The organism is Amycolatopsis sp. NPDC101161, from assembly GCF_044768185.1.
Lineage (GTDB): Bacteria > Actinomycetota > Actinomycetes > Mycobacteriales > Pseudonocardiaceae > Amycolatopsis.
In genome coordinates this window covers 1-24,639 of the sequence record NZ_JBIWPI010000006.1, presented here as the reverse complement: position 1 = coordinate 24,639, position 24,639 = coordinate 1, and the positions used below count along the sequence as shown (strand labels likewise).

23 protein-coding genes and 1 rRNA gene are annotated in these 24,639 nt (G+C 73.1%); 12 read left to right on the top strand and 12 right to left on the bottom strand.

The genetic code is table 11. The annotated features are described in order from the left end of the window. Position 1: 1 nt before the first annotated feature. On the bottom strand, positions 2 to 385 hold the full coding sequence (locus ACIRSS_RS38650) for a YciI family protein (RefSeq protein WP_400905850.1): 384 nt from the start codon (positions 383 to 385) through the stop codon (positions 2 to 4). Between the two features lie 144 nt (positions 386 to 529). Here ACIRSS_RS38650 and ACIRSS_RS38645 point away from each other — a divergent pair, with 144 nt between their 5' ends. After that, the gene (locus ACIRSS_RS38645) at positions 530 to 1,192 is read left to right on the top strand and encodes a maleylpyruvate isomerase family mycothiol-dependent enzyme (protein WP_400904105.1); all 663 of its coding nucleotides are present in this window, start codon (positions 530 to 532) and stop codon (positions 1,190 to 1,192) included. 6 nt (positions 1,193 to 1,198) lie between these two features. Here the strand turns inward: ACIRSS_RS38645 and ACIRSS_RS38640 are convergent, their stop codons facing one another. Next, positions 1,199 to 1,819, bottom strand: a complete 621-nt coding sequence (locus ACIRSS_RS38640; RefSeq protein ID WP_400904103.1) for an L-threonylcarbamoyladenylate synthase — start codon at positions 1,817 to 1,819, stop codon at positions 1,199 to 1,201. A 145-nt stretch (positions 1,820 to 1,964) separates the two neighbouring features. On the opposite strand from ACIRSS_RS38640, the gene ACIRSS_RS38635 reads away from it, so the two are divergent. Both ACIRSS_RS38635 and ACIRSS_RS38630 read left to right on the top strand, forming a co-directional pair. Next, complete coding sequence (locus tag ACIRSS_RS38635; protein WP_400904101.1) at positions 1,965 to 2,477, top strand: DUF899 family protein; 513 nt, start codon at positions 1,965 to 1,967, stop codon at positions 2,475 to 2,477. Between the two features lie 186 nt (positions 2,478 to 2,663). Further along, positions 2,664 to 5,024 (top strand): sensor histidine kinase, encoded by a 2,361-nt coding sequence (locus ACIRSS_RS38630; protein WP_400904099.1) that lies wholly within the window; start codon positions 2,664 to 2,666, stop codon positions 5,022 to 5,024. 564 nt (positions 5,025 to 5,588) lie between these two features. On the opposite strand, the gene ACIRSS_RS38625 is transcribed toward ACIRSS_RS38630, so the two are convergent. Further along, complete coding sequence (locus tag ACIRSS_RS38625) at positions 5,589 to 6,194, bottom strand: DNA-binding response regulator (protein ID WP_400904097.1); 606 nt, start codon at positions 6,192 to 6,194, stop codon at positions 5,589 to 5,591. Positions 6,195 to 6,706: 512 nt separating this feature from the next. Beyond that, positions 6,707 to 6,892: a hypothetical protein gene (locus tag ACIRSS_RS38620; protein WP_400904095.1), complete on the bottom strand. Its 186-nt coding sequence runs from the start codon at positions 6,890 to 6,892 to the stop codon at positions 6,707 to 6,709. A gap of 456 nt (positions 6,893 to 7,348) precedes the next feature. On the opposite strand from ACIRSS_RS38620, the gene ACIRSS_RS38615 reads away from it, so the two are divergent. Both ACIRSS_RS38615 and ACIRSS_RS38610 read left to right on the top strand, forming a co-directional pair. Beyond that, positions 7,349 to 8,098 (top strand): helix-turn-helix domain-containing protein, encoded by a 750-nt coding sequence (locus ACIRSS_RS38615; protein ID WP_400904094.1) that lies wholly within the window; start codon positions 7,349 to 7,351, stop codon positions 8,096 to 8,098. A 224-nt stretch (positions 8,099 to 8,322) separates the two neighbouring features. After that, entirely contained in the window at positions 8,323 to 8,928 is a 606-nt protein-coding gene (locus tag ACIRSS_RS38610) for a response regulator transcription factor (RefSeq protein WP_364466069.1), read from the top strand. Between the two features lie 53 nt (positions 8,929 to 8,981). Here ACIRSS_RS38610 and ACIRSS_RS38605 read toward each other — a convergent pair whose 3' ends face one another. From ACIRSS_RS38605 to ACIRSS_RS38595, 3 genes are all read right to left on the bottom strand, one after another. Next, entirely contained in the window at positions 8,982 to 10,175 is a 1,194-nt protein-coding gene (locus ACIRSS_RS38605) for a sensor histidine kinase (protein ID WP_400904093.1), read from the bottom strand. Between the two features lie 76 nt (positions 10,176 to 10,251). Beyond that, complete coding sequence (locus tag ACIRSS_RS38600) at positions 10,252 to 11,706, bottom strand: SagB/ThcOx family dehydrogenase (protein ID WP_400904091.1); 1,455 nt, start codon at positions 11,704 to 11,706, stop codon at positions 10,252 to 10,254. A 45-nt stretch (positions 11,707 to 11,751) separates the two neighbouring features. Next, positions 11,752 to 14,061: a TOMM precursor leader peptide-binding protein gene (locus tag ACIRSS_RS38595; protein WP_400904089.1), complete on the bottom strand. Its 2,310-nt coding sequence runs from the start codon at positions 14,059 to 14,061 to the stop codon at positions 11,752 to 11,754. A gap of 297 nt (positions 14,062 to 14,358) precedes the next feature. On the opposite strand from ACIRSS_RS38595, the gene ACIRSS_RS38590 reads away from it, so the two are divergent. From ACIRSS_RS38590 to ACIRSS_RS38580, 3 genes are all read left to right on the top strand, one after another. Beyond that, positions 14,359 to 15,054: a winged helix-turn-helix transcriptional regulator gene (locus ACIRSS_RS38590; protein WP_400904087.1), complete on the top strand. Its 696-nt coding sequence runs from the start codon at positions 14,359 to 14,361 to the stop codon at positions 15,052 to 15,054. Positions 15,055 to 15,192: 138 nt separating this feature from the next. After that, positions 15,193 to 15,765, top strand: coding sequence for a hypothetical protein (locus tag ACIRSS_RS38585; protein ID WP_400904086.1), 573 nt, complete (start codon positions 15,193 to 15,195; stop codon positions 15,763 to 15,765). Further along, positions 15,762 to 17,096, top strand: a complete 1,335-nt coding sequence (locus ACIRSS_RS38580; protein WP_400904084.1) for a copper resistance CopC/CopD family protein — start codon at positions 15,762 to 15,764, stop codon at positions 17,094 to 17,096. Before ACIRSS_RS38585 ends, ACIRSS_RS38580 begins: the two co-directional genes overlap by 4 nt. A gap of 3 nt (positions 17,097 to 17,099) precedes the next feature. Here ACIRSS_RS38580 and ACIRSS_RS38575 read toward each other — a convergent pair whose 3' ends face one another. Further along, positions 17,100 to 17,765: a maleylpyruvate isomerase family mycothiol-dependent enzyme gene (locus tag ACIRSS_RS38575; protein WP_400904083.1), complete on the bottom strand. Its 666-nt coding sequence runs from the start codon at positions 17,763 to 17,765 to the stop codon at positions 17,100 to 17,102. Between the two features lie 111 nt (positions 17,766 to 17,876). On the opposite strand from ACIRSS_RS38575, the gene ACIRSS_RS38570 reads away from it, so the two are divergent. From ACIRSS_RS38570 to ACIRSS_RS38560, 3 genes are all read left to right on the top strand, one after another. Next, entirely contained in the window at positions 17,877 to 18,596 is a 720-nt protein-coding gene (locus ACIRSS_RS38570) for an MgtC/SapB family protein (protein ID WP_400904078.1), read from the top strand. 120 nt (positions 18,597 to 18,716) lie between these two features. Further along, entirely contained in the window at positions 18,717 to 19,979 is a 1,263-nt protein-coding gene (locus ACIRSS_RS38565) for a DivIVA domain-containing protein (RefSeq protein WP_400904074.1), read from the top strand. Between the two features lie 127 nt (positions 19,980 to 20,106). Further along, positions 20,107 to 20,790, top strand: a complete 684-nt coding sequence (locus ACIRSS_RS38560) for a CPBP family intramembrane glutamic endopeptidase (RefSeq protein WP_400904072.1) — start codon at positions 20,107 to 20,109, stop codon at positions 20,788 to 20,790. Here ACIRSS_RS38560 and ACIRSS_RS38555 read toward each other — a convergent pair. From ACIRSS_RS38555 to ACIRSS_RS38545, 3 genes are read right to left on the bottom strand one after another with little or no spacing between them, the layout of a single operon-like run. Further along, positions 20,787 to 21,068, bottom strand: coding sequence for a metal-sensitive transcriptional regulator (locus ACIRSS_RS38555; RefSeq protein ID WP_086678475.1), 282 nt, complete (start codon positions 21,066 to 21,068; stop codon positions 20,787 to 20,789). The genes ACIRSS_RS38560 and ACIRSS_RS38555 overlap by 4 nt on opposite strands. Positions 21,069 to 21,125: 57 nt before the next feature. Beyond that, on the bottom strand, positions 21,126 to 23,168 hold the full coding sequence (locus tag ACIRSS_RS38550; protein WP_400904070.1) for a heavy metal translocating P-type ATPase: 2,043 nt from the start codon (positions 23,166 to 23,168) through the stop codon (positions 21,126 to 21,128). A 3-nt stretch (positions 23,169 to 23,171) separates the two neighbouring features. Continuing rightward, the gene (locus ACIRSS_RS38545) at positions 23,172 to 23,378 is read right to left on the bottom strand and encodes a heavy-metal-associated domain-containing protein (protein ID WP_400904069.1); all 207 of its coding nucleotides are present in this window, start codon (positions 23,376 to 23,378) and stop codon (positions 23,172 to 23,174) included. A gap of 78 nt (positions 23,379 to 23,456) precedes the next feature. Here ACIRSS_RS38545 and cobF point away from each other — a divergent pair, with 78 nt between their 5' ends. Next, positions 23,457 to 24,221, top strand: a complete 765-nt coding sequence (gene cobF, locus ACIRSS_RS38540; RefSeq protein WP_400904068.1) for a precorrin-6A synthase (deacetylating) — start codon at positions 23,457 to 23,459, stop codon at positions 24,219 to 24,221. 326 nt (positions 24,222 to 24,547) lie between these two features. Here the strand turns inward: cobF and rrf are convergent. Next, positions 24,548 to 24,639, bottom strand: a 5S ribosomal RNA gene (rrf, locus tag ACIRSS_RS38535); the annotation flags it as partial.

Sequence of the window (24,639 nt, the reverse complement as noted above, 5' to 3'; positions counted from 1 at the left end):
GTCACGAACCGGGGATCTCGGTTTCGGCGTCGGCGAAGAAGACGATCTCCCGCACCTCGACGCCCATGCCGTCGAACGCGGCGTCGGGGATCATCGCGGCCAGCTCGACCGCGCGCTCCTTGCTCGCGCAGTCGACGAGGTAGTAGCCGGCCAGGAACTCCTTCGACTCGAGGAACGGGCCGTCGGTGACCGCCGGCAGTCCCCCGCGCACCCGCACGACGGTGCTGTCGGCGACCGGCGCGAGCGCCTGCGTGCCGATCATCTCGCCGGACTCCCGGATCGTGCGGATGAAGTCCTGGTGCCCGCTCATGATGGCGTCCATGTCCTGCTGCGACAGGTTCGCCATCACGTCGGGGTTGAGGTACATCGCCAGCAGGTACTTCACGCCCACGCTCCCATCGTCGGTGGCATGAACATAGCCGACCCCGCCGCCGCCCGTGGCGTCACGTCGCAAGCGCGGAGTGGAGCCGCCGCGGGCCCGCCTGCCAGCCTGGGATACCGGTTACCCGGACCCAGGAGGGTGGCACCGATGGCCGACGTGTTCACGGACCTGCAGACCGAGACCGAGGCGCTGGCCGAACTGGCCGAGCGCCGCGGGTACGGCCCCCGCCCCGACCTCACCGGGCACTTCGCCCGGCTGACGTCGACCGCGCGGCTGGTCCGGCTCAGCGCCGAGAACCCCGGCGCGTTCGGCGTCACCCCGCAGATCTCCTACGACTCGCTCGACGAGGCGATCGTGACGTGGCTGATCGAGCAGCGGAAGGCCAACGCGCTGCTCGCGTCGGCACCGGCGAAGCCGGAGCTGCCGTGGAGCGACGGGCCGCTGCGCCCGTCGGTCCTCGCGGCGGCGGCGCTGACGGAGCTGTTCGCGTGCGGCCAGGACATCGCGGACGCGCTGGGCGTCCCACCCCGCCGCGACGACGCGATCGGCCACGTCGCCTACTACGGCGTCCGCACGAGGGACCGCGCGTACCGCCGCCACCAGCGGAAGCCACCGGGGCCGTTCCGCTTCGAGCTGCTGGCGCCGTCGGGGACGCGGTGGGACTTCGGGCCGGAAGAGGCAGCCGATCGGGTGACCGGCCCGGCCGAGGACTTCTGCTTGCTGGTGACGGGTCGCCGCCACGCGGAGGACCTGGGGTTGACGTTCAGCGGCGAGCACACCGCCGAATGGCTGGAGCTGCTGGAGAACTGACCGGCGTCACTCGAACGGCGCAGGGTCGCCCGCCCCGATCCGCAGGATCTCCGGCTCGCCCGAGGAGAAGTCGACCACCGTCGTCGGCTCGACCCCGCAGTCGCCCGAGTCCAGCACCGCGTCGAGCTGGTGGTCCAGCTCCTCCTTGATCTCCCAGCCCTGCGTCATCGGCTCGGCCTGGTCCGGCAGCAGCAGCGTGCTCGACAGCAGCGGCTCGCCGAGCTCGGCCAGCAGCGCCTGGGTGACGCGGTGGTCGGGGATCCGCACGCCGACCGTCTTCTTCTTCTCGTGCATCAGCCGCCGCGGCACCTCCTTGGTCGCGGGCAGGATGAACGTGTAGCTGCCGGGCGTCGCCGCCTTGATCGCGCGGAACACCGCGTTGTCGATGATGACGAACTGGCCCAGCTGGGCGAAGTCCTGGCACACCAGCGTGAAGTGGTGCCGGTGGTCGAGCTTGCGGATGGAGCGGATCCGGTCGAGCCCGTCGCGGTTGCCCGGCCGGCACCCGAGCGCGAAGCACGAGTCGGTCGGGTAGGCGATCAGCCCGTCGGCGCGGAGGATCTCGACGACCTGCCCCAGCGACCGGCGCTGCGGGTTCTCCGGGTGCAGGTCGAAATAACGTGCCATGGCCGCAGAGCCTAGGGTCCGCGCACCCGCCGGGCACGGCGAGGGCCGCGCGTCTCCCAGCTTGCCGTTCCCGGGCCGAACGCTGGGAGCCGCCCGGGCCCGCGGGCCACACTCCGATCGGGACCACACCCAGGGAGGGCGAGCCATGACGGAGCTGACCGTGCCGGAGCTGGACCGGCCGCGGGTCGTCAACGCGGCGAAGTACCTGTTCGAGGGCCCGCAGGGCCGCATCTCACTGGCCGACCTCTTCGACGGGCGCCCGCGGCTCGCGGTGCACCACACGATGCCGGGCCACAGCGGCCCCTTCGGCGACGCGGCCGCCGCCGACGTCGCCGCCGCGCTGCACGACCCCGGCCTGCGGCTGGTGCTGGTCTCCACCGCGCCCTACGCCGAGCTCGAGCGGTACCGGCGGCACTTCGGCCGGGACCTGACCACGTATTCGGCGAGCCGCGCGTTCACCGCCGACTTCCCGGTGACCCGGCGGCTGCCCGAGACCGCGGGCGGCGAGTTCTGGGACGACCTCGAGTCGGCGCTGGGCTTCTTCCGGTACGAGCGCGGTTCCGTGCTGCACACCGGGTCGGTCGCCTTGTCCCGGCTGGACTTCCTGAGCCTGCTCGGCGTCCCGGACCGCCTGCGGTCCGCGTCCGGCCGGCGCTGAGCCCGCACCTCGGCCGCCGCCGTGCCGTCCCCCCGCGTCCGCCGCGCCCCCTCGCCACGTCTTTTCGGCGCAAGGGACCGGACGTCCGGTGGGTTACGATCGGTCGGCAGCAGAACGCACACCACGCCCTGGCCGGGCCACCTGGGGCGCCCCGGCCACCGCCGAGACCCCGGGGGTTCCGCACTGATGTCGCCGGTCGCCGCGCTCGAGCCGGCCGCGGAGCTGTCCGCCACCGCCGAACCCCGCGGCACCACCGCGGCCGACCGGCGCCCGCGGCTGGCGGCGTACCTCGCCGCCGCCATCATCGTCGTGGTCGTCACCGGGTTCAGCGTGATCGGCGTCGTCAACCTGCTGCCGAGGTCGGTCGACGCCTTCCACGCCGGGTACGCCGTCGTGGCCGCCGCCGCGCTGCTGGCGATCCAGCTGCTGTGGTTCAGCCGCCCGTCGACCCGCCTCGACTCCCCGGCCGGCCGGGCGCTGTTCGCGGTCATGGCCGCGCTCGCCTACGTGCCGCTGCTGACCTTCGGGCTGCCGTGGGTGTCCATGCTCGTGTACGTCGGCAGCACCGGCCTCCTGGTCTTCCCCCGGCGCTACGGCTGGGTGGCGGTCGTCGTGGCCCTGCTCAGCACCGCCGCGATCTACCAGGTGTTCGGCGTGAAGCCGACGAACACCTTCTACAACGTGTTCGGGATCCTCTTCTACATCCTGGTCTTCTACTTGCTGTCGCGGCTCGCGCGGATGGTCCACGAGCTGCACGCGGCGCGCACCGAGCTGGCCCAGCGGGCGGTCGCCGAGCAGCGCCTGGCGTTCGCCCGCGACCTGCACGACCTGCTCGGGCTCAGCCTGTCGGCGATCGCGCTCAAGGGCGAGCTCGTGACGCGCCTGATGCGCAAGTCGGCCGAGCGCGCCAAGGCCGAGCTCGGCGAGATCACCGCCACCGCCCAGCGCACGCTCTCCGACGTCCGCGCCGTGTCCCACGGCTATCGCGAGCTGTCGCTGGAGAAGGAGTCCCGGACGGCCGAATCGCTGCTGTCGGCGTCCGAGATCGCCGTGCGGATCCACCTCGACCAGGGCGACCTGCCGGTCCAGGTCCGCACGCTGCTGGCCAAGGTCCTGCGCGAAGGCGTCACGAACGTGCTGCGCTACAGCGACGTCGAGCACTGCGAGATCGACGTCCGCCACCAGGACGGCAAGGTCGTCCTCGAGATCGTGAACGACGGCGTCGCGGCCGACGACCCGGCACTCGCCCCGGGCAGCGCGCTGACGGCGCTGCCCGACGAGGTCGCCGCGCTCGGCGGCTCGGCGACGGCGAAGACCGGCGCGGACGGCCGGTTCCGGCTGCACGTCGAGCTCCCCCTGCCCAGCGGCCTGGGCGCCGCGGCCGCGGAGGACACCGGGGAGCGCTCGGAGAGCGCGTCGAAGGAGATCCGCCGCCTGCTGCCGGTGGTCATGGTGCTGATGGGCATCGGCGCGACGGCGCACCTGGTGCAGCTGGCCCCGCGGCCGTGGGAGATCGCGCTGGCCATCGGCTCGATCGTGGCGCTGCTGGCGCTGCAGTTCTCGTACTTCAACCGGCCCTCGACCCAGCTGCGGTCCGCCCAGAGCTACGGGATGCTCCTGGTCCAGGCCTGCCTGATCTACCTGCCGCTGCTGCCGCTCGGCGCCAACTGGGTCAGCTTGCCGGGACTGCTGATCGGCAACGCGCTGCTGGTGCTGCCGCCGGTCGCGGGCTGGGCGTTCTTCGTCCTCAACATCGCCGCCTTCGCGGAGATCCAGCGGCTCTCGGGCGCGGACCTCACGTCCACGATCTTCTACACCGCCGCGACCGTGATGACGAGCTTGGCGGTGTTCGGGCTGCTGTGGCTCGTCCGGCTGGTCACCGAGCTCGCCGCCACCCGGCGCCGGCTGGCCGAGATGGCGCTGGCCGAGGAGCGGCTGCGGTTCGCCCGCGACCTGCACGACCTGCTCGGCATGAGCCTGTCGGCGATCGCGCTGAAGAGCGAGCTGACCGCCCGGGTGCTGCCCCTGGACCGCGACCGCGCGGCGGAGGAGCTGTCGGAGGTCCTCGGGCTGACCCGCCAGGCCCTGTCGGACGTCCGGTCGGTGGCGAGCGGCTACCGCGAGCTGTCGCTGGACAGCGAGTCCCGCACGGCGAAGTCGGTACTGGCGGCCGCCGACGTCCGCGTCCGCATGGAGATGCTCGGCGACGAGCTGCCGACCCCGGTGCGCACGGTGCTGGCGGTGGTCCTGCGCGAGGGCGTCACGAACGTGCTGCGGCACAGCAAGGTGGAGAGCTGCGAGATCGCGATGCGCCGCACGGACGGCGGCATCTGCCTCGACATAGTCAACGACGGCGTGGAGCGCAACGGGCAGAGGGCGGAGGAGCCGGTGGTGCCGGAACCCGGAACGGCGGCGGTGCCGCGGGATTCGTCGCCGGGGAGCGGGATCGGGAACCTGTCGCACCGGGTAGCGGACCTCGGGGGCGAGCTGACCGCGGGAGTCGAACCGGACGGCCGCTTCCGGCTCCGCGCCGTCGTCCCGGCCTGAAGCTGCTTCCGTCGACGCGAGCGCGAAGGCTGAACCCCGGCAGGCAACTTCTCGCACCGGGTCGCGGACCTCGGAGGCGAGCTGACCGCGGGAGTCGAACCGGACGGCGGCTTCCGGCTCCGCGCCGTCGTCCCCGCCTGAACCCGCGCGCTCCAGCGCCGACACGAGCGCGGAGGCTGAACCCCGCGCGGCGGGATCCCGGGCAGGGCGACTTCTCGCACCCGGTCGCCGACCTCGGAGGCGAGCTGACCGCGGGAGTCGAACCCGACGGCCGCTTCCGGCTCCGCGTGGTCGTCCCGGCCTGAAGCTGCTTCCGCCGACGCGAGCGCGAAGGCTGAACCCCGCGCGGCGGGATCCCGGGCAGGGCAACTTCTCGCACCGGGTCGCCGACCTCGGAGGCGAGCTGACCGCAGGAGTCGAACCGGACGGCCGCTTCCGGCTCCGCGCCGTCGTCCCCGCCTGAACCCGCGCGCTCCAGCCGACCAGGATCGCGCCCTCATACCCGTCGAAGCGGACGAACCCTTTCGGACTGGACCAATCCTCTGGTCTGGACCTCTGCCCGACTCACAGCCAGCCGGACTCCTCCGCGATCCGGATCGCGTCAACCCGGTTGCGGGCGTTGAGTTTCGCCACCACCGTCGTGAGATAGTTCCGTACTGTCCCGGCGGAAAGGTACAGCCGGGCGGCCACCTCCACCGTTCCGTACCCCTGCGCGGTCATCCGCAGCACGTCCAGCTCGCGGGCCGTCAGCGGGCAGTCCACCGTGTCCCACGCGGCCAGCGCCAGGTCGCCGTCGACCATGCGGCGGCCGGCCAGCACGCCGCGGACCGCGTTCGCCAGCTTGTCGGGCGGGGCGTCCTTGAGCAGGAACCCGCCCACCTTGGCGTCCAGCGCCCGCCTCAGCGTGCCGGGACGTCCCAGGCTGGTCAGGATCAGGGTCCGGCAGTCCGGCAGGTGCTCGTGCAGCTCACCGGCCGCCGTGAGGCCGTCCTTGCCGGGCAGGTCGATGTCGATGACGGCCACCTGCGCCTGCTTGGCGCGCGCGGCGGGCAGGATCTCGAGCCCGGAGGCGACCTCGGCGACCACGTCGATGTCGGGTTCGAGCCGCAGCAGCGCCACCAGTGCTCCCCGCACGATGTGCATGTCCTCGGCCACCAGCACTCTGATCACGGGTGCCTCCGCACTCACGATTCCCCAGAAGCCCAGTCAATCATTCTGCTTGACGAATCGGTTGCACCATTCGGGCACCACTTTTGCGGCGCCGCCGCGAAATGCACATGCACGGGTTAGGACCAGGTTAAAAACGCCTAGTCGCGCCCGGGTGGCTACCAGCCGTCACGAGTGCCGCGGAGTTCCCGTCACCCGTGTCGGAAATTTTCCGGCCACGCCATTCGCGGCCTCCCGCGCCGGTCCACGCGCGACGAGCCGGCCGCGGGGGGGGGGGGGGGGGGCCCCCCCCCCCCCCCCCCCCCCGGGCGCCCCCCCCCCCCCCCCCCCCAACCCCCGCCCGGGCGCAGGGCCCCCCCCGGCCGGGGGGGGCCCCCCCCCCCCCGCGGTTATTGGGCGCCCCCCGGGCGGGGGGGGGGCCCGGCCCGGCCCCCCCCCCCCCCCGGGGGGGGGGGGGGGGGGGGGGGCCCCCCCCCGCGCCCGGCTCGCGACGGCGAGAACTGCGCAAACGCGCATCAAGCCGCTTCGAGGACGTCGGCCCGGCAGTAGCAGGTGGTCCCGCAGCCCCGGACGGTCCCCACGCCGGCCTCGATGCTGAATTGTTCGAAACGGTCGATCACAAGGTCCGACCCCGTCTTTTCGAACTCGATCCCCAAATCGGTGAAAAGCGCGCGGACGTCGGCGGAAACCTGTGCGGACATGCTCTGCTCCCAGTGGCGAAGATGAATGCTTCACGTGCCATAAATCGTCGCCAACGGACGCAACATCAACCAGTGCCCGCATCATCGCCGTGATGTGGCTTACACATGGTCCGTGCGGTTTCGGAGAAGACTCCGAACGGGCTAGCAAGGGGGTCGAACCCCGTCGAACACCCCGGTTTTCGTCACTTTGCGCGCTCGCGCGCATCCGGCCCGCTACCGAGGGTGTGAGAAACGCATGTGCGTCATCCCTCGGTGTTCCCGTTCCCGGCCCCGTTCACACCCGATGTGCAAAACGCATGTCCGGGACCGGTGAAATCCATCCGGACCGGTGCACAGAGCACTTAAGAAGTAGACGCCCGCGGACCTACAGTTTTGGTCGAAATCACATCCCCCGCACCGGACGCCTTCACCGGGAAGACGACCGAGCGGCATTGTCGACCGGGAGGGACGGCCACCATGGATGAGATCGTCCGGCAAGCCGTGGCACGCGCGATCGTGACCATGCGAGACAACCTGGGTGAGCGGCTCACGATCGACGACCTCGCCCGCGCGGCCATGTTCAGCAAGTTCCACTTCACCCGGGTGTTCCTGCGGGTCACCGGGCTGTCGCCGGGCCGGTTCCTGTCGGCCCTGCGGCTCGCGGAGGCCAAGCGCCTGCTCGCGACCACGGTTATCTCGGTGGCCGACATCAGCCACCAGGTCGGCTACAACAGCGTCGGCACGTTCAGCGCCCGCTTCAGCGGCAGCGTCGGCGTTTCGCCGTCGGGTTACCGGCAGCTGCGCGGCACGGCGCCGCGGCTCGCCGACCGGCAGGCCCCGCCGGGCTCCGGGACGACCGTGCGCGGCCAGCTGCGCGTCGCGCCGTCGGCCGAGGTCGGGCCGGTGTTCGTCGGGCTCTTCGCGGCCCGGATCGCCGAAGGCGCGCCGGCCCGGTTCGCCGTCCTGCCCGGGCCGGGACCGTATGCACTGGCAGACGTTCCGCTGGGCTCCTGGTACGTGCTCACCCACGCCTACGGCTGCGGTGAGGTCGACAACCACACCTTGCGGCCCTACACCGGCCTCGCCGGCCCGGTGACCGTCCACCGCGGCGTCACGGCGAGCCTGGCCGACGTCCGGCTGCGGCCGCGGCACGGCTTCGACCCGCCGGTCCTGCTCGCGCTGCCCGACCTGCGCCAGCCCGCGGTCGCCCGCCCGATGGCGGTCTGAGGCGTGCAATTCCGGCGCACCGAATCCGCCGCTCGTTAATCCGTTCGCGGCGAACGAACCAGGTCCGCCTTCCCGGCAGCCATTCGGCCCAGCCGGGCCGGCGGGCACCGGCGGCGAATTCCCGGCCATTCACCTCGGGTGCGCTTGCGCGAAACACCGTCGCGGCCGGGCAATGGCGTACAATTGCGGTTCGGAGTCAACGGACTGGGGTGCGAGGTACCGTCGTGATCAAGGTGTTGCTGGCCGAGGACATGCACATGGTCCGCGGCGCCCTGGTCGCCCTGCTCAACCTGGAGTCCGACATCGAGGTGGTCGCCGAGGTGTCCAGCGGCGACCAGATCCTGCCCGCCGCCAAGGCGGCCCAGCCCGACGTCGCGGTGATCGACATCGACCTGCCGGGCAAGGACGGGCTGTCGGCGGCGGTCGAGATCCACGAGAGCCTCCCGGACGTCCACACGCTCATCCTGACCAGTCTCGGCCGCCCGGGCACGGTCCGCCGCGCGCTGGACGCGAAGGTGAACGGCTTCCTGCTCAAGGACTCGCCGTCGGACAAGCTGGCGAACGCGGTCCGCTCGGTCGCGATCGGCCGCCGCGTCATCGACAGCGAACTGGCGCTGGCCGCCTGGGAAACCGACGACTGCCCGCTCACCCCGCGCGAAATCGAGATCCTGTCGCTGGCCGCGCGCGGGCGCAACGTGGCCGACATCGCGGCCGAGCTGTTCCTGTCGGCCGGCACGGTCCGCAACTACCTGGCCGCCGTGGTCACGAAGCTCAACGCCCGCAACCGGGTCCACGCGATCCGCATCGCGACCGAAGCGGAATGGCTTTAGCTCCCAACGGGTGAACGTCGGCGGCCGCGCCCGGAAAACCGGCCGGAAAGCGCTTACGCCGTGAGCTCGTCCGCCGCCCGGTGCCGGCGCACCCGGCCGCACGCCACCGGAACCGCCGCCAGCAGCCGGTGCGTGCCGTCCGGGCAGGACTCCGCCGCCAGCGTCCCGCCCAGGGACTCCACGCGGTCGACCAGGTTGCGCAGGCCCGATCCCGAACCCGCGCCGCGGTCGGCGGGGCCGCCGGCGCCGTCGTTGACGATCTCCAGCCAGGCCGTCCCGTCCTCCTTGCTCACCGAGAACGCGCACCAGCTCGCGGTGCTGTGCCGCACCACGTTCGTCACCCCTTCGCGCAGCACCGCGGCGAGCGCGGTCGCCACGTCCGGCGGCAGGTCCGCGATCCCCGAACGGGCGACGGTCACCCGCGTCCCGGCCGCGCTCAGCACCGCCGCGGCGGCCCGGCACTCGTCGTCCAGCGACAGCTCGCGGTAGCCCGCCGCGACCGTGCGGACGTCGGCCAGCGCGCGCCGCGACATCGTCAGCAGCTCGGCCAGCTCCTCCTTCGCCCGGCCCGGCTGGCCGATCACCAACCGGTCCACGAGTTCACCCTTGAGGGTGATCGCCGACAGGCTGAGGCCGAGCAGATCGTGGACGTCGCGGGAGAACCGCTTGCGCTCCTCGGCGATCGCGTTGCGCTTCAGCTCGCGGCGTTCCTCTTCGCGCTCGGCGGTCAGCCGCACGGCCGCGCCCGTCCCGGACAGCGCCAGCGCGGCGATCGCGGCGGACACGGCGCCCGTCAGGCCGGCGTCCGCGGTTCCCGCCGCCCAGGCCGACAACAGCCCGGCACCGACGCACACGAGCCCCGCCGCGGGCACCGCCCGGACCGGGCGGACGGCCAGCAGCAGCCCGCCGGCGAGGAACCCGCCCGCGGCGCTCCACAGGGCGCCCAGCTGCAGCATCGGCCCGTACGCCAGCAGGGCCTGCGCGGCCAGCGCCAGGCCGGGACGCCGGACGCGGCCGTGCGCGAAGGCGGTCAGGTGCACGCCCGCGAGGGCCGCCGCGCAGGCCAGCGCGAGCAGCCGCGGGGTCCAGGTCGTCCGCTCGGCCAGCACCGGGAGCAACGCGCTCAGCGCGACCGCGGCGGCCGCCGCCACCGGACCGGCCGCGACGAGCCCGCGGAAGTCCGGCCGCTCCGCCGGCGGCACGGCCCGCATCCGGAACTTCCCCCGCAGCCGAACCGGATATGCCACGGCGCCTCCCACCTCAGCCGCACCCCAGATCCCCAACGGTAACAGGGCGAACGGTCACGACGGAGGCTTCGCCCGGTCAGCCGGAAGCGTTACCGAGGGGGAAATCGAGGACGCACTCGCCGACGCTGACCTCGGCGGGCCACTCCAGCTTCAGCGACCGGTCCACCCGGTCGCCCGCGTCGACCGGCACGGCGTGCGCGGCGAGCCCCATCGCCTTGGCCGCCAGGTAGAGCACCTGCTGCAGCGCGCCGACGTGCACCAGCGTCGTCGCGTACGCGGCGCTGCCGAGCACCCACGCGATCCGCGACATCCGCGCGGTCATCGTCAGCAGCACCGAGGGCCGGCGGTGGCTGCCCGCCCCGACCATCGCCAGGTCCAGCATGCCGTCCAGGACGCCGAGGTCGTCGTTGATCAGCGTCAGCGTGTGCCACAGCGGGTCGTAGTGGTAGATCCCCCGCGCGAGGTCCGCGCACCGGTTGATCCCGACGTAGATCTCGAGCTCGTACAGGCAGGCGACGCTGAAGTACGGCCGCTGCGACGCCTCGTGGCCGGGACCGCCGGGCAGGTACGCCGGCCCGATCGAGCGCACCCGCGCCGCGCGGAAGAGGAACTCCCCGACCTGCTCGGCCGACAGCGCGCGCTCGGTGACCTCGGGGCACCGGTGGTCGTGTTCGAGCAGCGTCGCGAGCGTCGGGTCGGTCGCCTTGAGCACGGCCGGGTCGGGGCGGTGCAGCGGGAAGGTCGGGCCCGCGGTGATCTGCTTGACCACCGGCGGCTCGGCGCCCGCCCGGTGCGCCTCCGGGTCGGGCGGGCCGCCCTTCAGCCACGTTCGGCTGCGAGCGTGGAACAGCAGGTCGTCCGGCGACCAGACGGCGAGGTCGGTGTCGGTGTCCTCGGCGAACTCGGCCCAGTCGTCGGCCAGCAGCACGACCCCGGCCGCCACCAGGTACGCGACGACGTCGGCCACGACCACCTCGGGCAGCCCGCAGGTCTCGGCGACCTGCGCGACCGTCACCGGCCCCGCCAGCGACGACGCCACGGCCACCGCCGGCGGCCGCAGCAGCGCGACGCGGTACCGGGCGCGCGGCGACTCCAGCAGCAGCCCGCCGCCGTCCGGGCGCATCGCCGAGTACCGCGACAGCTTGATCAGCCGGCCGGGCGGCACCGCGTCGGCCGGGAAGACCGGCGCCTGGGTCACCGGGATGGCCGAGAGCAGCGGTCCGCGGCCATCGTTGAGCGCGAGCGAGTGCACGACCGAGCCGGAGAGCTGGTTGAGGACCTTGCGCAGCGTCCCCGCCCACGCCTCGGCGCCGTTGCCCGCCGACGTCGCGAGGTTCCCCATCGAGATCGGGCCGAGCGCCATCCGGCCCAGCGACTCGCGGACCGGCCGGGGCACGTCCGCCAGCTCGTACTCGCCCCACCAGGTGATCGCGACGAGCGTGTCGTCGTCCCCCGCCTCCAGCAGGGTGTCTTCGGTGAGGGACCAGAGCCGGACGGTCTCCGGGATCCCCTCCGGGCGGTAAGCAGGCACGGCCAACTCCTCAAGCGAACAGCGAAACCGAGCCCGTGGTGGCGCTCAGAGGAACATCGGGAACGGGTTGAGCCGTTCGTACGGGGTCGGCGCGTCGAGCCGGCCGAGCCGGACCGGGACGTCGAAGAGCCGGCCGGGCGCGAACCGCGCCCAGAACGGCCGCAGGCCCGGCGCGAGCACCTTCGCCACCGGGATCCCGACGTCCGGGCGGGTCTGGTCGAGCACCAGCAGCTCGACGCCGGCGCGGTCGAACACCCGGGTCAGCGCGTCGACGTCGTCCCGGACGTCGGCGCGGTTGACGAACGGGAAGTCCGCGGCGGTCCGCATCCGCTCGCCCGCCACCGGCCGCAGGTACGGCTGGTTCGCGACGGTGGCGAACCGGAGCCAGCGCCGCGCGTCCGGGTCGTCGACGTCGTGGCCCGCGGCCTGCACGGCGGGCAGCATCTGGTTGAGCTCGGTCACCGCGCGGCGCACCGCGATCCGCGGGTCGAGGTGCGCGCCGAAGCCCATCATGATGTCCTCGTGCGGCCCGTCGGTCCGCCGCGAAACCGCGACGGTCACCGGGATCCCCAGGTCCGACGTCACGTCGAGGACCCACATCTCGCGGCCGATCCCCGCGTAGCCGGCGGCCATCTCGTCCAGCCACGGGTCGGCGAAGGACGCGAGGTCGACGCCCGGCACCGGCGTGCGGTTGTACCACCACAGCGCCACGGCGTCGCGCTCGACGAGCTCCAGCGCGCCCTGCAGGACCGCGTCCTCCAGGCTGCTGCCCGCCGCGGTGCCGTTGGAGTCCGCGCGCACCCCGGGGGCCGCGCTCTCGCGCGGGATCCCGTAGTACAGGTAGGAAGTCGGCAGCAGGCGGCGGCGCCCGGCCGGCGTCCACACCGGCGTCCAGTCGACGACGGCGGCCGGGTCGAACGGCTCCGGGACGTGCTGGAAGGCCGCGTGCTCGGCGTTCCAGTCCGCGCGGCCGGCGTACTGGCGGTCGGCGAAGAGCATGCACGCGTTGGGGTGCACGGCTTCCTCGCCCAGCTCTTCGAAGGACGCGCGGATGCGCAGCTCGTCGCCCTGGAAGTTGCCGGAGAACCGTTCCGCCGCCTCGCAGAGCGCGCTGACCTCGGCGTCGAGCGGGCTGACGCCCTTGCCGCCGTTTTCGCAGCGCAGGCTGGCGCGCAACGCGGCCATCGCGGTGACGCCGCGGGCGACGTTGGGCCCGGAGCGGTAGGCGTTGGCGAACCACGGCGCGTCCGGGTCCCGCCGGATCTCCTTGATGATCCCGGTGACCGGGCTGACCAGGTGGCGGTGCCGCTCGAGCATCTGCGACGGCGTCGCCGTGCGGTGCCCGCCGCCCCCGGTGGTCGCCTTCTTCGCCGGCCGGAGCTCGACCGGGCGCACCGAGCGCCAGGTCACCAGCCACCGGTCGCCGCAGCGCGGGCACTGCGGGCGGCGGTGCAGCTCGTGCAGCCTGCCCTGCAGGTCGAGCGTGTCGAGCGTCCAGACGCATTGCTGGCCGTGGTGGCGGTACCCGGCCACCCACTTGGCCGCCTCGAGCGCGACGAGGTGGGCCGCGGCCGAGGTGAGCGGCGGCAGCGCGGGCACCGGGCGGCGCGCCGGGCCGGCGTGGCCGAGCTCCTCCTGCACGCACGCCTCGGCGTGCCGGTGGCCCCAGAGCCGGTGGGTCAGGCAGTGCCAGCAGGCGCCGTCCGGCTGCAGCACCGGGCCGATCCACACCTGGGCCCCGGACGGGCGGGCCAGCAGCCACGGCCGCCCGGCGCGGCGGTGCTCGGCGTCGATCCCGGCCAGCCGCGGGTCGAGGTAGTCGGCGCACAGCACGACCGACAGGTCGGCGGTGCCGGTGTCCGTGCGGACCACTTCGAGCCCGGCGCCGGCCAGCGCGCGTTCGACGGCGCCGGAGTCGACGCCGTCGGCGCTGTCGCCGACCGCGGTCAGCCGCACGGTGCCCCGCCGCGCGGCGACGACGTCGGCGTCCACCCCGCAGGCGTCCCAGTAGGCCAGCGCGCGTTCGTCGCCCGGGACGTCGTCGGTGCCGGGGCTGCGCAACGTCACGAGCCCGGCGTCGACGAGCTGGGCCAGGAGCGCGGCGACCTCCTCCGGCGCCATCCCGCCGGGCCGGCCGCGCAGCAGCCGGTCGAGGTCGTGGGTGCCGTCGAGCAACGCCGCGAGCGACTCGATCTTCGCGCCGCGCATCGCGATCACGCCCTGTTCGGAGAACAGGTACGCCCCCTTGCCTTCGCGCACCTCCGCGCGCAGGTGCCGCCGGAACGCCGGGGCGCGCACCGGCACCGGGACGTCCGTGGCGCCGCTGCCGTGCGCGTCCACCGCTGTCGTGCGCATGGGCCCTCCTGCCGATCCGGGGCTGGGCGGGACGAGAGAAGGAAATCCTGCTCCACGACAGGTCTACTCAGCCAGTGCTCAAAGCACCGGCAAGTCGTGCGAAACGCATGGTTTGGCATGGAAAACGCATGGGGCACCGGTGCGTCGCTCACTGGCCGCACCCGGCGGGGAACCGTCACCGTAGACAGCGACGCCCGTGGCGGCACGGTGCGTCGGGGGCACCGTAACCGAACTCGCGTTCCCGCGCGAACGCGGTGGCGCCCGGTCTGGCACCCGAGACATAGTGAGGACCCGAGTATGCCTACCTCTGCTCGCACGTACGGACAGTTCTGCGGCTTGGCCCGGGCGCTCGAGATCGTGGGCGAGCGGTGGTCGCTGCTGGTCATCCGTGACCTCATGCTCGGCCCGAAGCGGTTCAACGACCTGCAGCGCACGCTGCCGCGGATCCCCGTGAGCATCCTGACCTCGCGCCTCAACGAGCTCGAGGAGTCGGGCGTCATCCGCCGCCGCGTCCTGTCGCAGCTGGACGCGGGCGTCGTCTACGAGCTCACCGAGTACGGCTGCGAACTCGACCACATCGTGCTGGACCTCGGCCTGTGGGGCGCCCGGTCGCTGACCTACCCGCGCGCCGACGAGGTCTACACCCTCGACACCGCGATCATCTCGCTCTACACGACCTTCCAGGAGGAGGAAGCCGCGGGCGTGCACGTCAACTACGAGCTGCACCACCTCGGCGGCGAGATGATCGTGCACGCGCTGGTCGACGACGGCTCGCTCAAGGCCTCCGCCGGCTCGCTGCCCGCGGCCGACCTGGTGATCGAGCCGCAGGGCCCGGCGATCCTCGACCTGCTCAACGGCAGCTTGTCCGCCCAGGACGCCATCTCCAGCGGCAAGGTCCGCGTCCAGGGCGACCCGGCGCACCTCGAGCTGTTCACCCGGCTGTTCCACATCCCGCCGGCCCCGGAGCGCCCGACCGGGCTCTCCGTCCACTGAGCGCGGCGCCGCCCGGCGGTACGCAATCCGCCGGGCGTCGCAACTTCCCTTGCGGGATCAGCAATCCGGAGTAACGGAAGCCACTCCGGGAACGGCTATCGTCGACGCACATCGTCGTCTTGGTGAACTGGGGTCTGCATGTCGACGTCCGAACTCGCCCGCCCGTCCGGGTTCCTCCGCCCGCTCAACAGCCGCTGGCACCACCGCGCGCTCGCGGTGTTCATGGTGGTCGTGATCGGGCACTGGGCCGAGCACATCGTGCAGGCGTTCCAGATCTACGTGCTCGGCTGGCCGACCCCGAAGGCGCGCGGCGTGCTCGGGATGCCGTTCCCGGCCCTGATCAGCTCCGAGTGGCTGCACTACGGCTACGCGCTCGTCATGCTGGTGTTCCTGTGGATCCTGCGGCACGGCTTCGCCGGGCGGTCGCGGCAGTGGTGGAACCTCGCGCTGGCCATCCAGTTCTGGCACCACATCGAGCACCTGCTGCTGTTCATCCAGGCGCAGACCGGCTGGCGGCTGGCCGGGCAGAAGGTGCCGACCAGCATCATCCAGCTGCTCGTGCCCCGGGTCGAGCTGCACCTGTTCTACAACACGATCGTCACCATCCCGATGATCGTCGCGGTCGTGCTGCACCGGCGCGCGTCGGTGGCCGAGCACGAGCTGACCGGCTGCACCTGCGGGCTGCGCCCGCCCGCCCTCGCCGCGTCGTGAGCGGCCGGGCCGCGCGGCGGGCACTGGCCCTGCTGGCCTTCCTGGCCGGCTGGCTGGTGCTCACCGCCGCACCGGCGTCGGCGCACGTCGAGATCGTCTCGACCACCCCCGGCGACGGTTCGCGGCTGACCGCGGCGCCCGCGCAGGTGTCGGTGACGCTGTCGGAGAACGTCGGCATCCAGCCGGGCTCGCTCAAGGTCGTCGACACCCGAGGCACCGCCGTTGACACCGGGCCGGTGTTCCAGCCCGGCGACGTCGCGGAGCAGGTGGCCGTCCGGCTGAAGCCGGACCTGCCCGACGGCAGCTACCTCGTCGAATACGCCTTCATCTCGACTGACTCCCACCCGGTGCGCGGCACGTTCGCCTTCGTCGTCGGCGCCGGCCCGCTGATCACCTCGGCGGGCGCGGTCGCGGCGGCGACCGGCACGGACCCGGCGGTCGACGTGGTGTCCACGGTGGTGCGCTGGCTGTCCTTCGCCGGCATCGTCCTGCTCGGCGGGCTGGTGTTCCTGCTGACGTGCCACCCGGCCGGGCGCACCGACCCCCGGGCTCGGCGGCTGCTGAAGGCGGGCGTCCGGCTGACGGCGGGGACGGCGGTCGCGACGTTCGTGCTGCAGGGCCCGTACGCGGCCGGGCGCGGCCTGGGCGCGCTGCTGGACCCGAATCTGCTCGCTGACACGCTCCGGCTGTCCTACGGCAAGCTGCTGCTGGTCCGGCTGGTCGCGGCCGGGGTGCTGGCAGCGGTGCTCCCGCGCGTCCTGGCGGCTCAGCCGGCGTCGGCGCGCCGCGGCCGGCTGGAGAACCTGGCGATGATCACCGGGTTCGCGGCGCTGCTGAGCTTCTCGGCGAGCGGCCACCCGGTGACCGACCGGGTGCTGTACTTCTCGGTGGCGGCCGACCTGGTCCACTGGGGCGCGATCGCGGTGTGGGCGGGCGGGCTGGTCCAGCTCGCGCTGTGCCTGGTCCGCCGGACGCCGGACCTCGGGCCGGTGGTGACGCGGTTCTCCCGGCTCGCGATGAACTGCGTGGCGCTGATCGCGATCAGCGGCGGGGTGCTGGCGCTGCGGATCGTGCCGTCGGTGTCCGCGCTGTGGACGACGACGTACGGGCTCCTCCTGCTGGGCAAGATCGCCGGTTTCGCGGCGCTGCTCCTGGTGGCGAACGTGGCCCGCCGCGCGGTGCAGCGCGGCGTGACGGGCGGCGATGGCGGCACGGCCGTCTTGACGGTGGAGCTGCGCCGGCTGCGGCTGGCGGTGACGGCCGAGGTCGCGCTGGCCTCGGTGGTCCTGGCCCTGGCGGCGGTGCTGTCGGCCACCCCGCCGGGCGGCTGAACCTCAGACCCCCGGTGAGCGCGGCGGGCTGAACGGGCCCCAGCTGAACGCGGGCAGCCACGGCCCCGGCGCCGTGCTCCACTCCAGCCCCGCCAGCTGGGCGAGCGACCGCCGGCCCGCCAGCGCGCGGTACAGCTCGTGCGCCGGCGCCGTCAGGGTCGCCGCGGGCCGGCCGGCGCCCGCCGTCCACTGGGAGCCGCCCGTGGTGCGCAGGCGCAACGCCGGCAGCTCGCGGCCGGCGACCGAGCCCGAAAACCCGCGGACCAGCACCTCGAAGCTCGGCGCCCAGGCCGCGTGCTCCACCGGCGGCGGCACACCCAGCGCCGCGCGCAGGTCCAGCTCGTGGGTGTAGGCGTCCATCACCATGACCTCGCCGCTGCGGCCGCCCGCCTCCGCGAGGCGGCGGTCGAGGTCCTCGCCGACGTCGTCCCAGTGGTCGAGCAGCTCGGGGACCGTCGACGCCGCCGAAGCCGGCACCGGGCCGCCGTGGCGCGCGAGGACGCGCTCGGCGATCCCGGTGAGGTGGCCCAGCAGGTCGGCGACGGTCCACTCCGGACACGCCGGCACCCGCCGCCCGCCGACGCCGTCGCGGCCGCCGAGCAGGGCGCGGACACCGCGCCGCACCTCCGGGTAGCCCACGAAGTCCGGGGCCGGCCGACTCGCTGTCACGCGTCCCACCTCACCTGGCACGATCGGGGCTTCCGGCCCAGTATGCCCAGGTGGCGGCCCCGGCGAATCTCCTCGCTTGCCGACACCGAAGACCCCCGGGAGGTAGTGATCTTGACCACTCTGTGGTCCACCTCGGCGCAGTGGGACCTGCTGCCGCCGGTCCTGCTCGCGCTGGTGCTCAGCGTCGCGATCGGGCTCGAGCGCGAAGCGGGCATGAAGGCCGCCGGGCTGCGGACGCACAGCCTGGTCGGCGTCGGCTCGGCCGTGTTCATGCTCGTGTCGAAGTACGGCTTCGCGGACCTGCTGAGCACCGACCACATCTCGCTCGACCCGTCGCGGATCGCCGCGCAGATCGTCTCCGGCATCGGCTTCATCGGCGGCGGCCTGATCTTCGTCCGCCGCGACGCCGTGCGTGGCCTGACGACGGCGGCGACGATCTGGCTCACCGCCGCGGTCGGCACGGCGTGCGGCGCCGGGCTGCCGGTGCTCGCCGTCGGCACGACGATCGGGCACTTCGTGGTGACCCGCGGCTTCCCGCCGCTGCAGCGGTTCGTCGCGCGGCACCGCCGCGAGCCGCCGGTCGTGCGGCTGAGCTACCTCGACGGCCACGGCGTGCTGCGCGCGGCGCTGGCCGCGTGCACCGGACGCGGCTGGAGCGTGCACCACGTGGACGTGGATCACGAACCGATTTCCGAAGAGGGGCAACGGATCGCGGTCGTGACGCTGCGCCTCGACGGCCGCGGTGATCTCTACGACCTGGCCGCCGAGCTCGCCGAACTGCCCGGCGTCCGGAGCACGTCCACCGGTCCGGGAGAACCGCTCGACGAATGATCGCCCGCCCGGGCAGCGCGCGGGGGCGGGTTTGCGGCACACTGGGGTGGACGCGGAATTCCCCGGTACCGCAAGGAAAACGTGCGGCCGAGGAGAAACCATCCAATTCGGAGGTGAGGCATGGCCCCCGGCGGTGGCGAGGACGTGGTGCGCACGCAGCCCGGATTCGACCTGGTGTGGCGCGGTTTTCACCGCGCGCAGGTCGCCGAGTACGTCGCGTGGGCCGAAGCCGAGATGCGCAGACTCGCCGCCGAACGCGACTCGGCCCGGCAGCGCGTGACCGCGCTCGTCGAGGACAACCGTGAGCTCCGCGTGAAGATCGACCGGATCAGCCGCACCCCGATCGAGCCGGACGCGCTGCAGGAGCGCTCCCGCCGGATGATCGAGCTGACCCGAGAGGAAGCGACCGAAATCACCGCGCGGGCAACGGAAACGGCCGAGCGCCTGGTCCGCGAGGCCGAGCAGGAGGCGATCCGGCTCACGGAGAAGGAACGCCGCCTGGTCGCCGAGACCGAGGCCGAGGCGGAGCGCCGGCGCGTGGAGCACGAGGAGTTCCTCCGCGCGGCCGAGCAGCGCCGCCGCGAGCTCGACGAGGCCGCCGCGCACCGCCGTGCCCAGCAGGAAGAGGATCACACGCACGCGATGACGGTCCGCCGCGCCGACTCGATGCGCACGCTGGCCGAGGAGGAAGCGGCCGCGCGCGCGAAGGCGGATCAGCTGGTCAAGACGGGCGAACGCAAGCTCGCGGCCGCGCAAGCCCAGGCCGAACGCCTGGTGAGCACCGCCCGAGCCGAAGCCAAGACACAGGTCGAGACGGCAGAGGCCAAGGCTGCGAAGCTGGTCAAGACCGCGGAGACGAAGGCCAAGAAGCTGGTCTCGACAGCCGAAGCGCAGGCCAGCGAGCAGCTCACCGCCGCCGAAACCAAGGCTAAGAAGCTGGTCACGACCGCGGAAGCCCAGGCCAGCGAGCAGCTCACCACCGCCGAGACGAAGGCCAAGAAGCTGGTCACAACCGCCGAAGCCCAGGCCAGCCAGCAGCTCACGACTGCCGAAACCAAAGCGAAAAAGCAGCTCGCCACCGCCCAAGCCCGTGCCGAGAAGCTCGTCACCACGGCGGAAGCCGAGGCCGAACGCCTGGTCACCGAAGCCACGACCCGGAGCGAATCCCTCGTCGAAGCGGCCCAGCGCCAGGTCACGGCCCTCACCGAGGTCCGCGACAAGCTCCAGGCGAGCCTCACCGGCTGCCGGTCGCTGCTCGCCGACGCGGCCGTCGCCCTCGACGACCGGCCCGCGCCCTTCGATCCCGAAGCCACCCTGCCGATGTCGAAGCGGGTGCCGGTCCAGCGGCGCTCACCCGCCGACCTCACCGACGCCGTCGGCTGACGGTTGCCCGCCGCCCGGGCAGCCCCCATGATCGTCGGGTGAGGTCCCCGAGAACCGCGCCGAGAGCGTCGGCGGCAGCGCTGCGCGACCGGCTGCCCCACGCGCTCGACTCGCGGGACATCCTCCCTTGACGCGACCGTTCGCCCTGGTCGCGGCGGTCGTCGTGCTGGCCGCGTCCACGACGCTGGCCAACCGCGTGCTGCCGGGCTGGGCGTACCCGGTGTGCGGGCTGGTCGCGGCGGCGATCCTGGTGGCGCTCGGCCGGGCCGCCGGGTGCACGTGGACCGGCCTCGGGCTCGGCACGCTCCGCCGGCCCGCGCTGGTCGGCCTGGCCGGGGCGGGGCTGATCGCGGTGGTGTTCGGGATCGCGCTGGCGGTGCCGGCGCTGCGCACGGTGTACCAGGACGGCCGCGTCGGCGACCCCGACCTCGGGCAGCTGCTGTGGCTGACCTGCGGCCGCATCCTGTTCGGGACGGTGCTGATCGAGGAAGTGGCGTTCCGCGGCGTGCTGCCGGGCCTGCTGGGCGCGACGGACGACCGCTGGCGCTGGCCACCGATCCTCGGCGCGGCGGCGCTGTTCGGCCTGTGGCACGCGCTCCCGGCGCTGGCGATCGGCCGCAACGCGGCGGTCCACGCGGTGTTCGGCGCGACCCCGGTGGTGGTGCTCCAGGTACTGGCCATGGCCGCGGCGGGCGTCGCGGGGATCTTCCTGCACTGGTGGCGGCACACGGGCCGGGGCGTGCTGGCGTCGGTGATCGTGCACTTCACGACCAACGCCGGCGGCCTCACCCTGGCGGTGCTGGTGCGCTAGGAACGCACCAACCGCGCGATCGCGTCCGAAGCTTCGCGCACCTTCAGGTCCGCCTCTTCGCCGCCGGCCGCGGCCGCCTGGACCACGCACGTCGCCAAGTGCTCGTCGAGCAGCTCGAGCGAGAACGACTGCAAGGCCTTCGTCGCCGCCGAGACCTGCGTCAGGATGTCGATGCAGTACTTGTCCTGCTCGACCATGCGCTGCAGCCCGCGGATCTGCCCCTCGATCCGGCGCAGGCGCTTGAGGTACGCCTCCCGCTCGGTGCCGTAACCCGTCATCGCCCACCTGTCCCCGTCGTCACCCGTCCCTGACCACCGACTATACCCTCCGGGGGTTCAGCGGAACCGGCGCAGCCGGAGGCTGTTGCTCACCACGAATGCCGACGAGCACGCCATCGCCGCGCCGGCGATCATCGGGTTCAGCAGGCCGAGCGCGGCCAGCGGCAGCGCCGCGACGTTGTACGCGAACGCGCAGAACAGGTTGCCCTTGATGGTGGCGAGCGTCCGGCGGGCCAGGCGGATCGCGTCGGCGGCCACGCGCAGGTCGCCGCGCACCAGCGTCAGGTCGCTCGCCTCGATGGCCGCGTCGGTGCCGGTGCCCATGGCCAGCCCCAGGTCGGCCTGGGCGAGCGCGGCCGCGTCGTTGACGCCGTCGCCGACCATCGCGACCACGCGCCCCTCGGCCTGCAGCCGCTTGACGACGTCGACCTTGCCCGCCGGCAGCACCTCGGCGACGACCTCGTCGATCCCCGCTTCGGCCGCGATCGCCCGGGCCGCGCCGGCGTGGTCGCCGGTCAGCAGGATCGGCGTCAGGCCGAGTGCGCGCAGCTCGGCGACCGCCTGCGCGGACGTCGGCTTGATCGTGTCGGCGACGACCAGGTGGCCGCGGACCTCGCCGTCCCATGTCACGCCGAGCGCGGCGCCGCCGGCGCGTCCGACGCTGACGGTGCGTCCTTCGACCACGCCGGTCACCCCGACGCCCGGGATGCTGCGGAAGTCGCTGACGGGCGGGAGGGTGCCGAAACGCTGTTTCGCCGCGTCCGCGATGGCGCGGCCGATCGGGTGCTCGGACGCGGCCTCGACGGCTCCGGCCAGCCGCAGCGGCTCGCCGTCGCCCTCGACCAGCGTCATCCGGCCGGTGGTGACCGTGCCGGTCTTGTCCAGCACGACGGTGTCGACGCGGCGCGTGTTCTCGAGCACCTCGGGGCCCTTGATGAGGATGCCGAGCTGTGCGCCGCGGCCGGTGCCGACGAGCAGCGCCGTCGGCGTCGCGAGGCCGAGCGCGCACGGGCAGGCGATGATCAGCACGGCGACGGCGGCGGTGAACGCCTGGTCGGGCCGCCCGCCGGTCGCGAGCCAGACCACCAGCGTGGCCAGCGCCGCGAGGACGACCAGCGGGACGAACACCGCCGAGACCCGGTCGGCGAGCCGCTGCACCTCGGCCTTGCCGTTCTGCGCGGCCTCGACGAGCCGGGCCATCTGCGCCAGCCGGGTGTCGCCGCCGACGCGGGTGGCGCGCACGAACAGCCGCCCGCCGACGTTGACGGTGGCGCCGGTGACCGCGTCCCCCGGCCCGACCTCGACCGGCACCGGCTCTCCGGTCAGCATGCTGGTGTCGACCGCGGAGCCGCCTTCGGTGACGACGCCGTCGGTGGCGATCTTCTCGCCGGGCCGGGCGACGAAGACGTCGTCCACCTGCAGTTGTTCGACGGCGATCAGGTGCTCTTCGCCGTCGCGCACGACGGTGACGTCTTTCGCGCCGAGGTCCATGAGCGCGCGGAGGGCGGCGCCGGCGCGGCGCTTGGAGCGGGCCTCGAAGTAGCGGCCGGCCAGGATGAACGTGGTGACCGCGGCGGCCACCTCGAAGTACAGGTGGTCGCCGGCCGCGCCGAAGAAGAGCGCGTACAGCGACCAGGCCACCGACGCGACGACGCCGAGCGAGATCAGCGTGTCCATGGTGGCGGTGGCGTGGCGCAGGTTGACGGCCGCGGCGCGGTGGAACGGCCACGCGCCCCACGTCACGACCGGGGCGGCGAGGGCGAGCAGGACCCACGGGTCGACCTGCCAGGCCGGGACCATCGCGAGGGCGATCACCGGGACGGTCAGGACCGCCGAAAGGAGCAAACGCTTGCGCAGCGTGGGCGTCTCATCGGGCGCTTCGGGCTCGGGCAGCTTCGCGGAGTACCCGGCGGCCTCGACGACCGCCTTGAGGTCGTCGACGGACAGCGCGCTCGGGTAGCTGACCTGGGCTTTTTCGGTGGCGTAGTTGACCGTCGCGGTCACGCCGTCGACCTTGTTGAGCTTGCGCTCGACCCGCGCGGCGCACGACGCGCACGTCATGCCGCCGATGGCGAGTTCGACGCGGGTCGCGGTGGTCATGGTTCAGGCGACCAGGCGGTATCCGGCCTCGGTGACGGCCGCGGCGACGGCGTCGGCGGAGAGCGGGGTGGCGCTGGTCACGGTGACGCGGCCGCTCTCGACGTCGACGTCCACGCTCTGGACGCCTTCGAGTTCGGAGACCTCTTCGCGGACCGAGGTGGCGCAGTGTCCGCAGGTCATGCCCTCGACGGTGTAGCTCGATTCGGTCATCTCGGAGTCCTTTCGCTCTCCTTCCTTTATACCCATCGGGGGTAGGGGTTCACTCGCGACCCCCACCACACTCGCGGTATGCGCAAGCTCTACGCGATCGGGATCGGCGCCGGCGACCCGGAGCACCTGACGGTCCAGGCGATCGACCGCCTCAACCGCGTCGACGTGTTCTTCGTGCTCGACAAGGGCTCGGAGAAGGCGGACCTGGTCCGGTTGCGGCAGGAGATCCTCGACCGCTTCGTGACGCGGACGGACTACCGCGTGGTGCTGGCTTCGGACCCGCCGCGGGATCGCACGCCATCCGACTACCGAGCGGCGGTGGCCGACTGGCACGAGGCCCGGGCGTCGGTGTACGAGGAGCTTCTGCTGTCGGAGCTCGGCCCCGACTCGGCAGGAGCGTTCCTGGTGTGGGGCGACCCGTCGCTGTACGACAGCACGATCGCGTTGATCGAGGCGGTGCTGGCGCGGGGGAACGTGGCGTTCGAGTACGAGGTGGTCCCGGGGATCAGCAGCATTTCGGCGCTGGTGGCCCGTCACCGGACGACGATGAACCAGATCGGGCGGGCGGTCCAGCTGACGACGGGCCGCCGGCTGGCCACGGGCTGGCCCGAGGGGGTCGACGACGTGTTCGTGCTGCTGGACGCGAACACGACTTTCGAGAAGTTCACGGACTCGGGCTTGCACATCTTTTGGGGTGCGTACGTGGGGACTCCGGACGAGGTGTTGTTGTCGGGCCCGCTCACACCGGAGTTGGCCGAGCGGATCCGCGTGACGCGCGCGGAGGCCCGCGAGCGGCACGGCTGGATCATGGACACGTACCTGCTGCGCCGCCCGGCCGAGTAGCGGCGCCGGCCCGCTCGGCGCCGGCCCCACTCGAGGGCGCCCGCTAGCGGGAGAGCCCACTCGGCGGCGGCCCCACTCGAGGGCGCCCGCTCGCGGGAGAGCCCACTCGGCGGCGGCCCCACTCGGCGGCGGCCCGCTCGCCCGCTTGCTCTCGGCGGCCTTGCTTCGCCCTCCGAGCTTTGGCGAGCGGCTCGCCGGGCGGGTCGGCTTGCTTGGCGGAGCCGTTCGCCCGGCCGACTGCGCGAACCGGCGGCCGGCCGCGGGCATAAGAAAAGGCCCCGGGAGAACCATTTCTGGTTCTCGACCGGGGCCTTTCCGTAAAGAAAGTTCGGCGGTGTCCTACTCTCCCACAACCCTTCGGTTGCAGTACCATCGGCGCTGTCAGGCTTAGCTTCCGGGTTCGGAATGGGACCGGGCG

Coding starts and splice junctions, on each gene's coding strand:
- ACIRSS_RS38545 (WP_400904069.1), bottom strand. CDS start 23,378: ATGACCGAATCGAGCTACACCGTCGAGGGCATGACCTGCGGACACTGC.
- ACIRSS_RS38590 (WP_400904087.1), top strand. CDS start 14,359: ATGCCTACCTCTGCTCGCACGTACGGACAGTTCTGCGGCTTGGCCCGG.
- ACIRSS_RS38555 (WP_086678475.1), bottom strand. CDS start 21,068: ATGACGGGTTACGGCACCGAGCGGGAGGCGTACCTCAAGCGCCTGCGC.
- ACIRSS_RS38550 (WP_400904070.1), bottom strand. CDS start 23,168: ATGACCACCGCGACCCGCGTCGAACTCGCCATCGGCGGCATGACGTGC.
- ACIRSS_RS38595 (WP_400904089.1), bottom strand. CDS start 14,061: ATGCGCACGACAGCGGTGGACGCGCACGGCAGCGGCGCCACGGACGTC.
- ACIRSS_RS38565 (WP_400904074.1), top strand. CDS start 18,717: ATGGCCCCCGGCGGTGGCGAGGACGTGGTGCGCACGCAGCCCGGATTC.
- ACIRSS_RS38585 (WP_400904086.1), top strand. CDS start 15,193: ATGTCGACGTCCGAACTCGCCCGCCCGTCCGGGTTCCTCCGCCCGCTC.
- ACIRSS_RS38635 (WP_400904101.1), top strand. CDS start 1,965: ATGACGGAGCTGACCGTGCCGGAGCTGGACCGGCCGCGGGTCGTCAAC.
- ACIRSS_RS38645 (WP_400904105.1), top strand. CDS start 530: ATGGCCGACGTGTTCACGGACCTGCAGACCGAGACCGAGGCGCTGGCC.
- ACIRSS_RS38630 (WP_400904099.1), top strand. CDS start 2,664: ATGTCGCCGGTCGCCGCGCTCGAGCCGGCCGCGGAGCTGTCCGCCACC.
- ACIRSS_RS38640 (WP_400904103.1), bottom strand. CDS start 1,819: ATGGCACGTTATTTCGACCTGCACCCGGAGAACCCGCAGCGCCGGTCG.
- ACIRSS_RS38615 (WP_400904094.1), top strand. CDS start 7,349: ATGGATGAGATCGTCCGGCAAGCCGTGGCACGCGCGATCGTGACCATG.
- ACIRSS_RS38620 (WP_400904095.1), bottom strand. CDS start 6,892: ATGTCCGCACAGGTTTCCGCCGACGTCCGCGCGCTTTTCACCGATTTG.
- cobF (WP_400904068.1), top strand. CDS start 23,457: ATGCGCAAGCTCTACGCGATCGGGATCGGCGCCGGCGACCCGGAGCAC.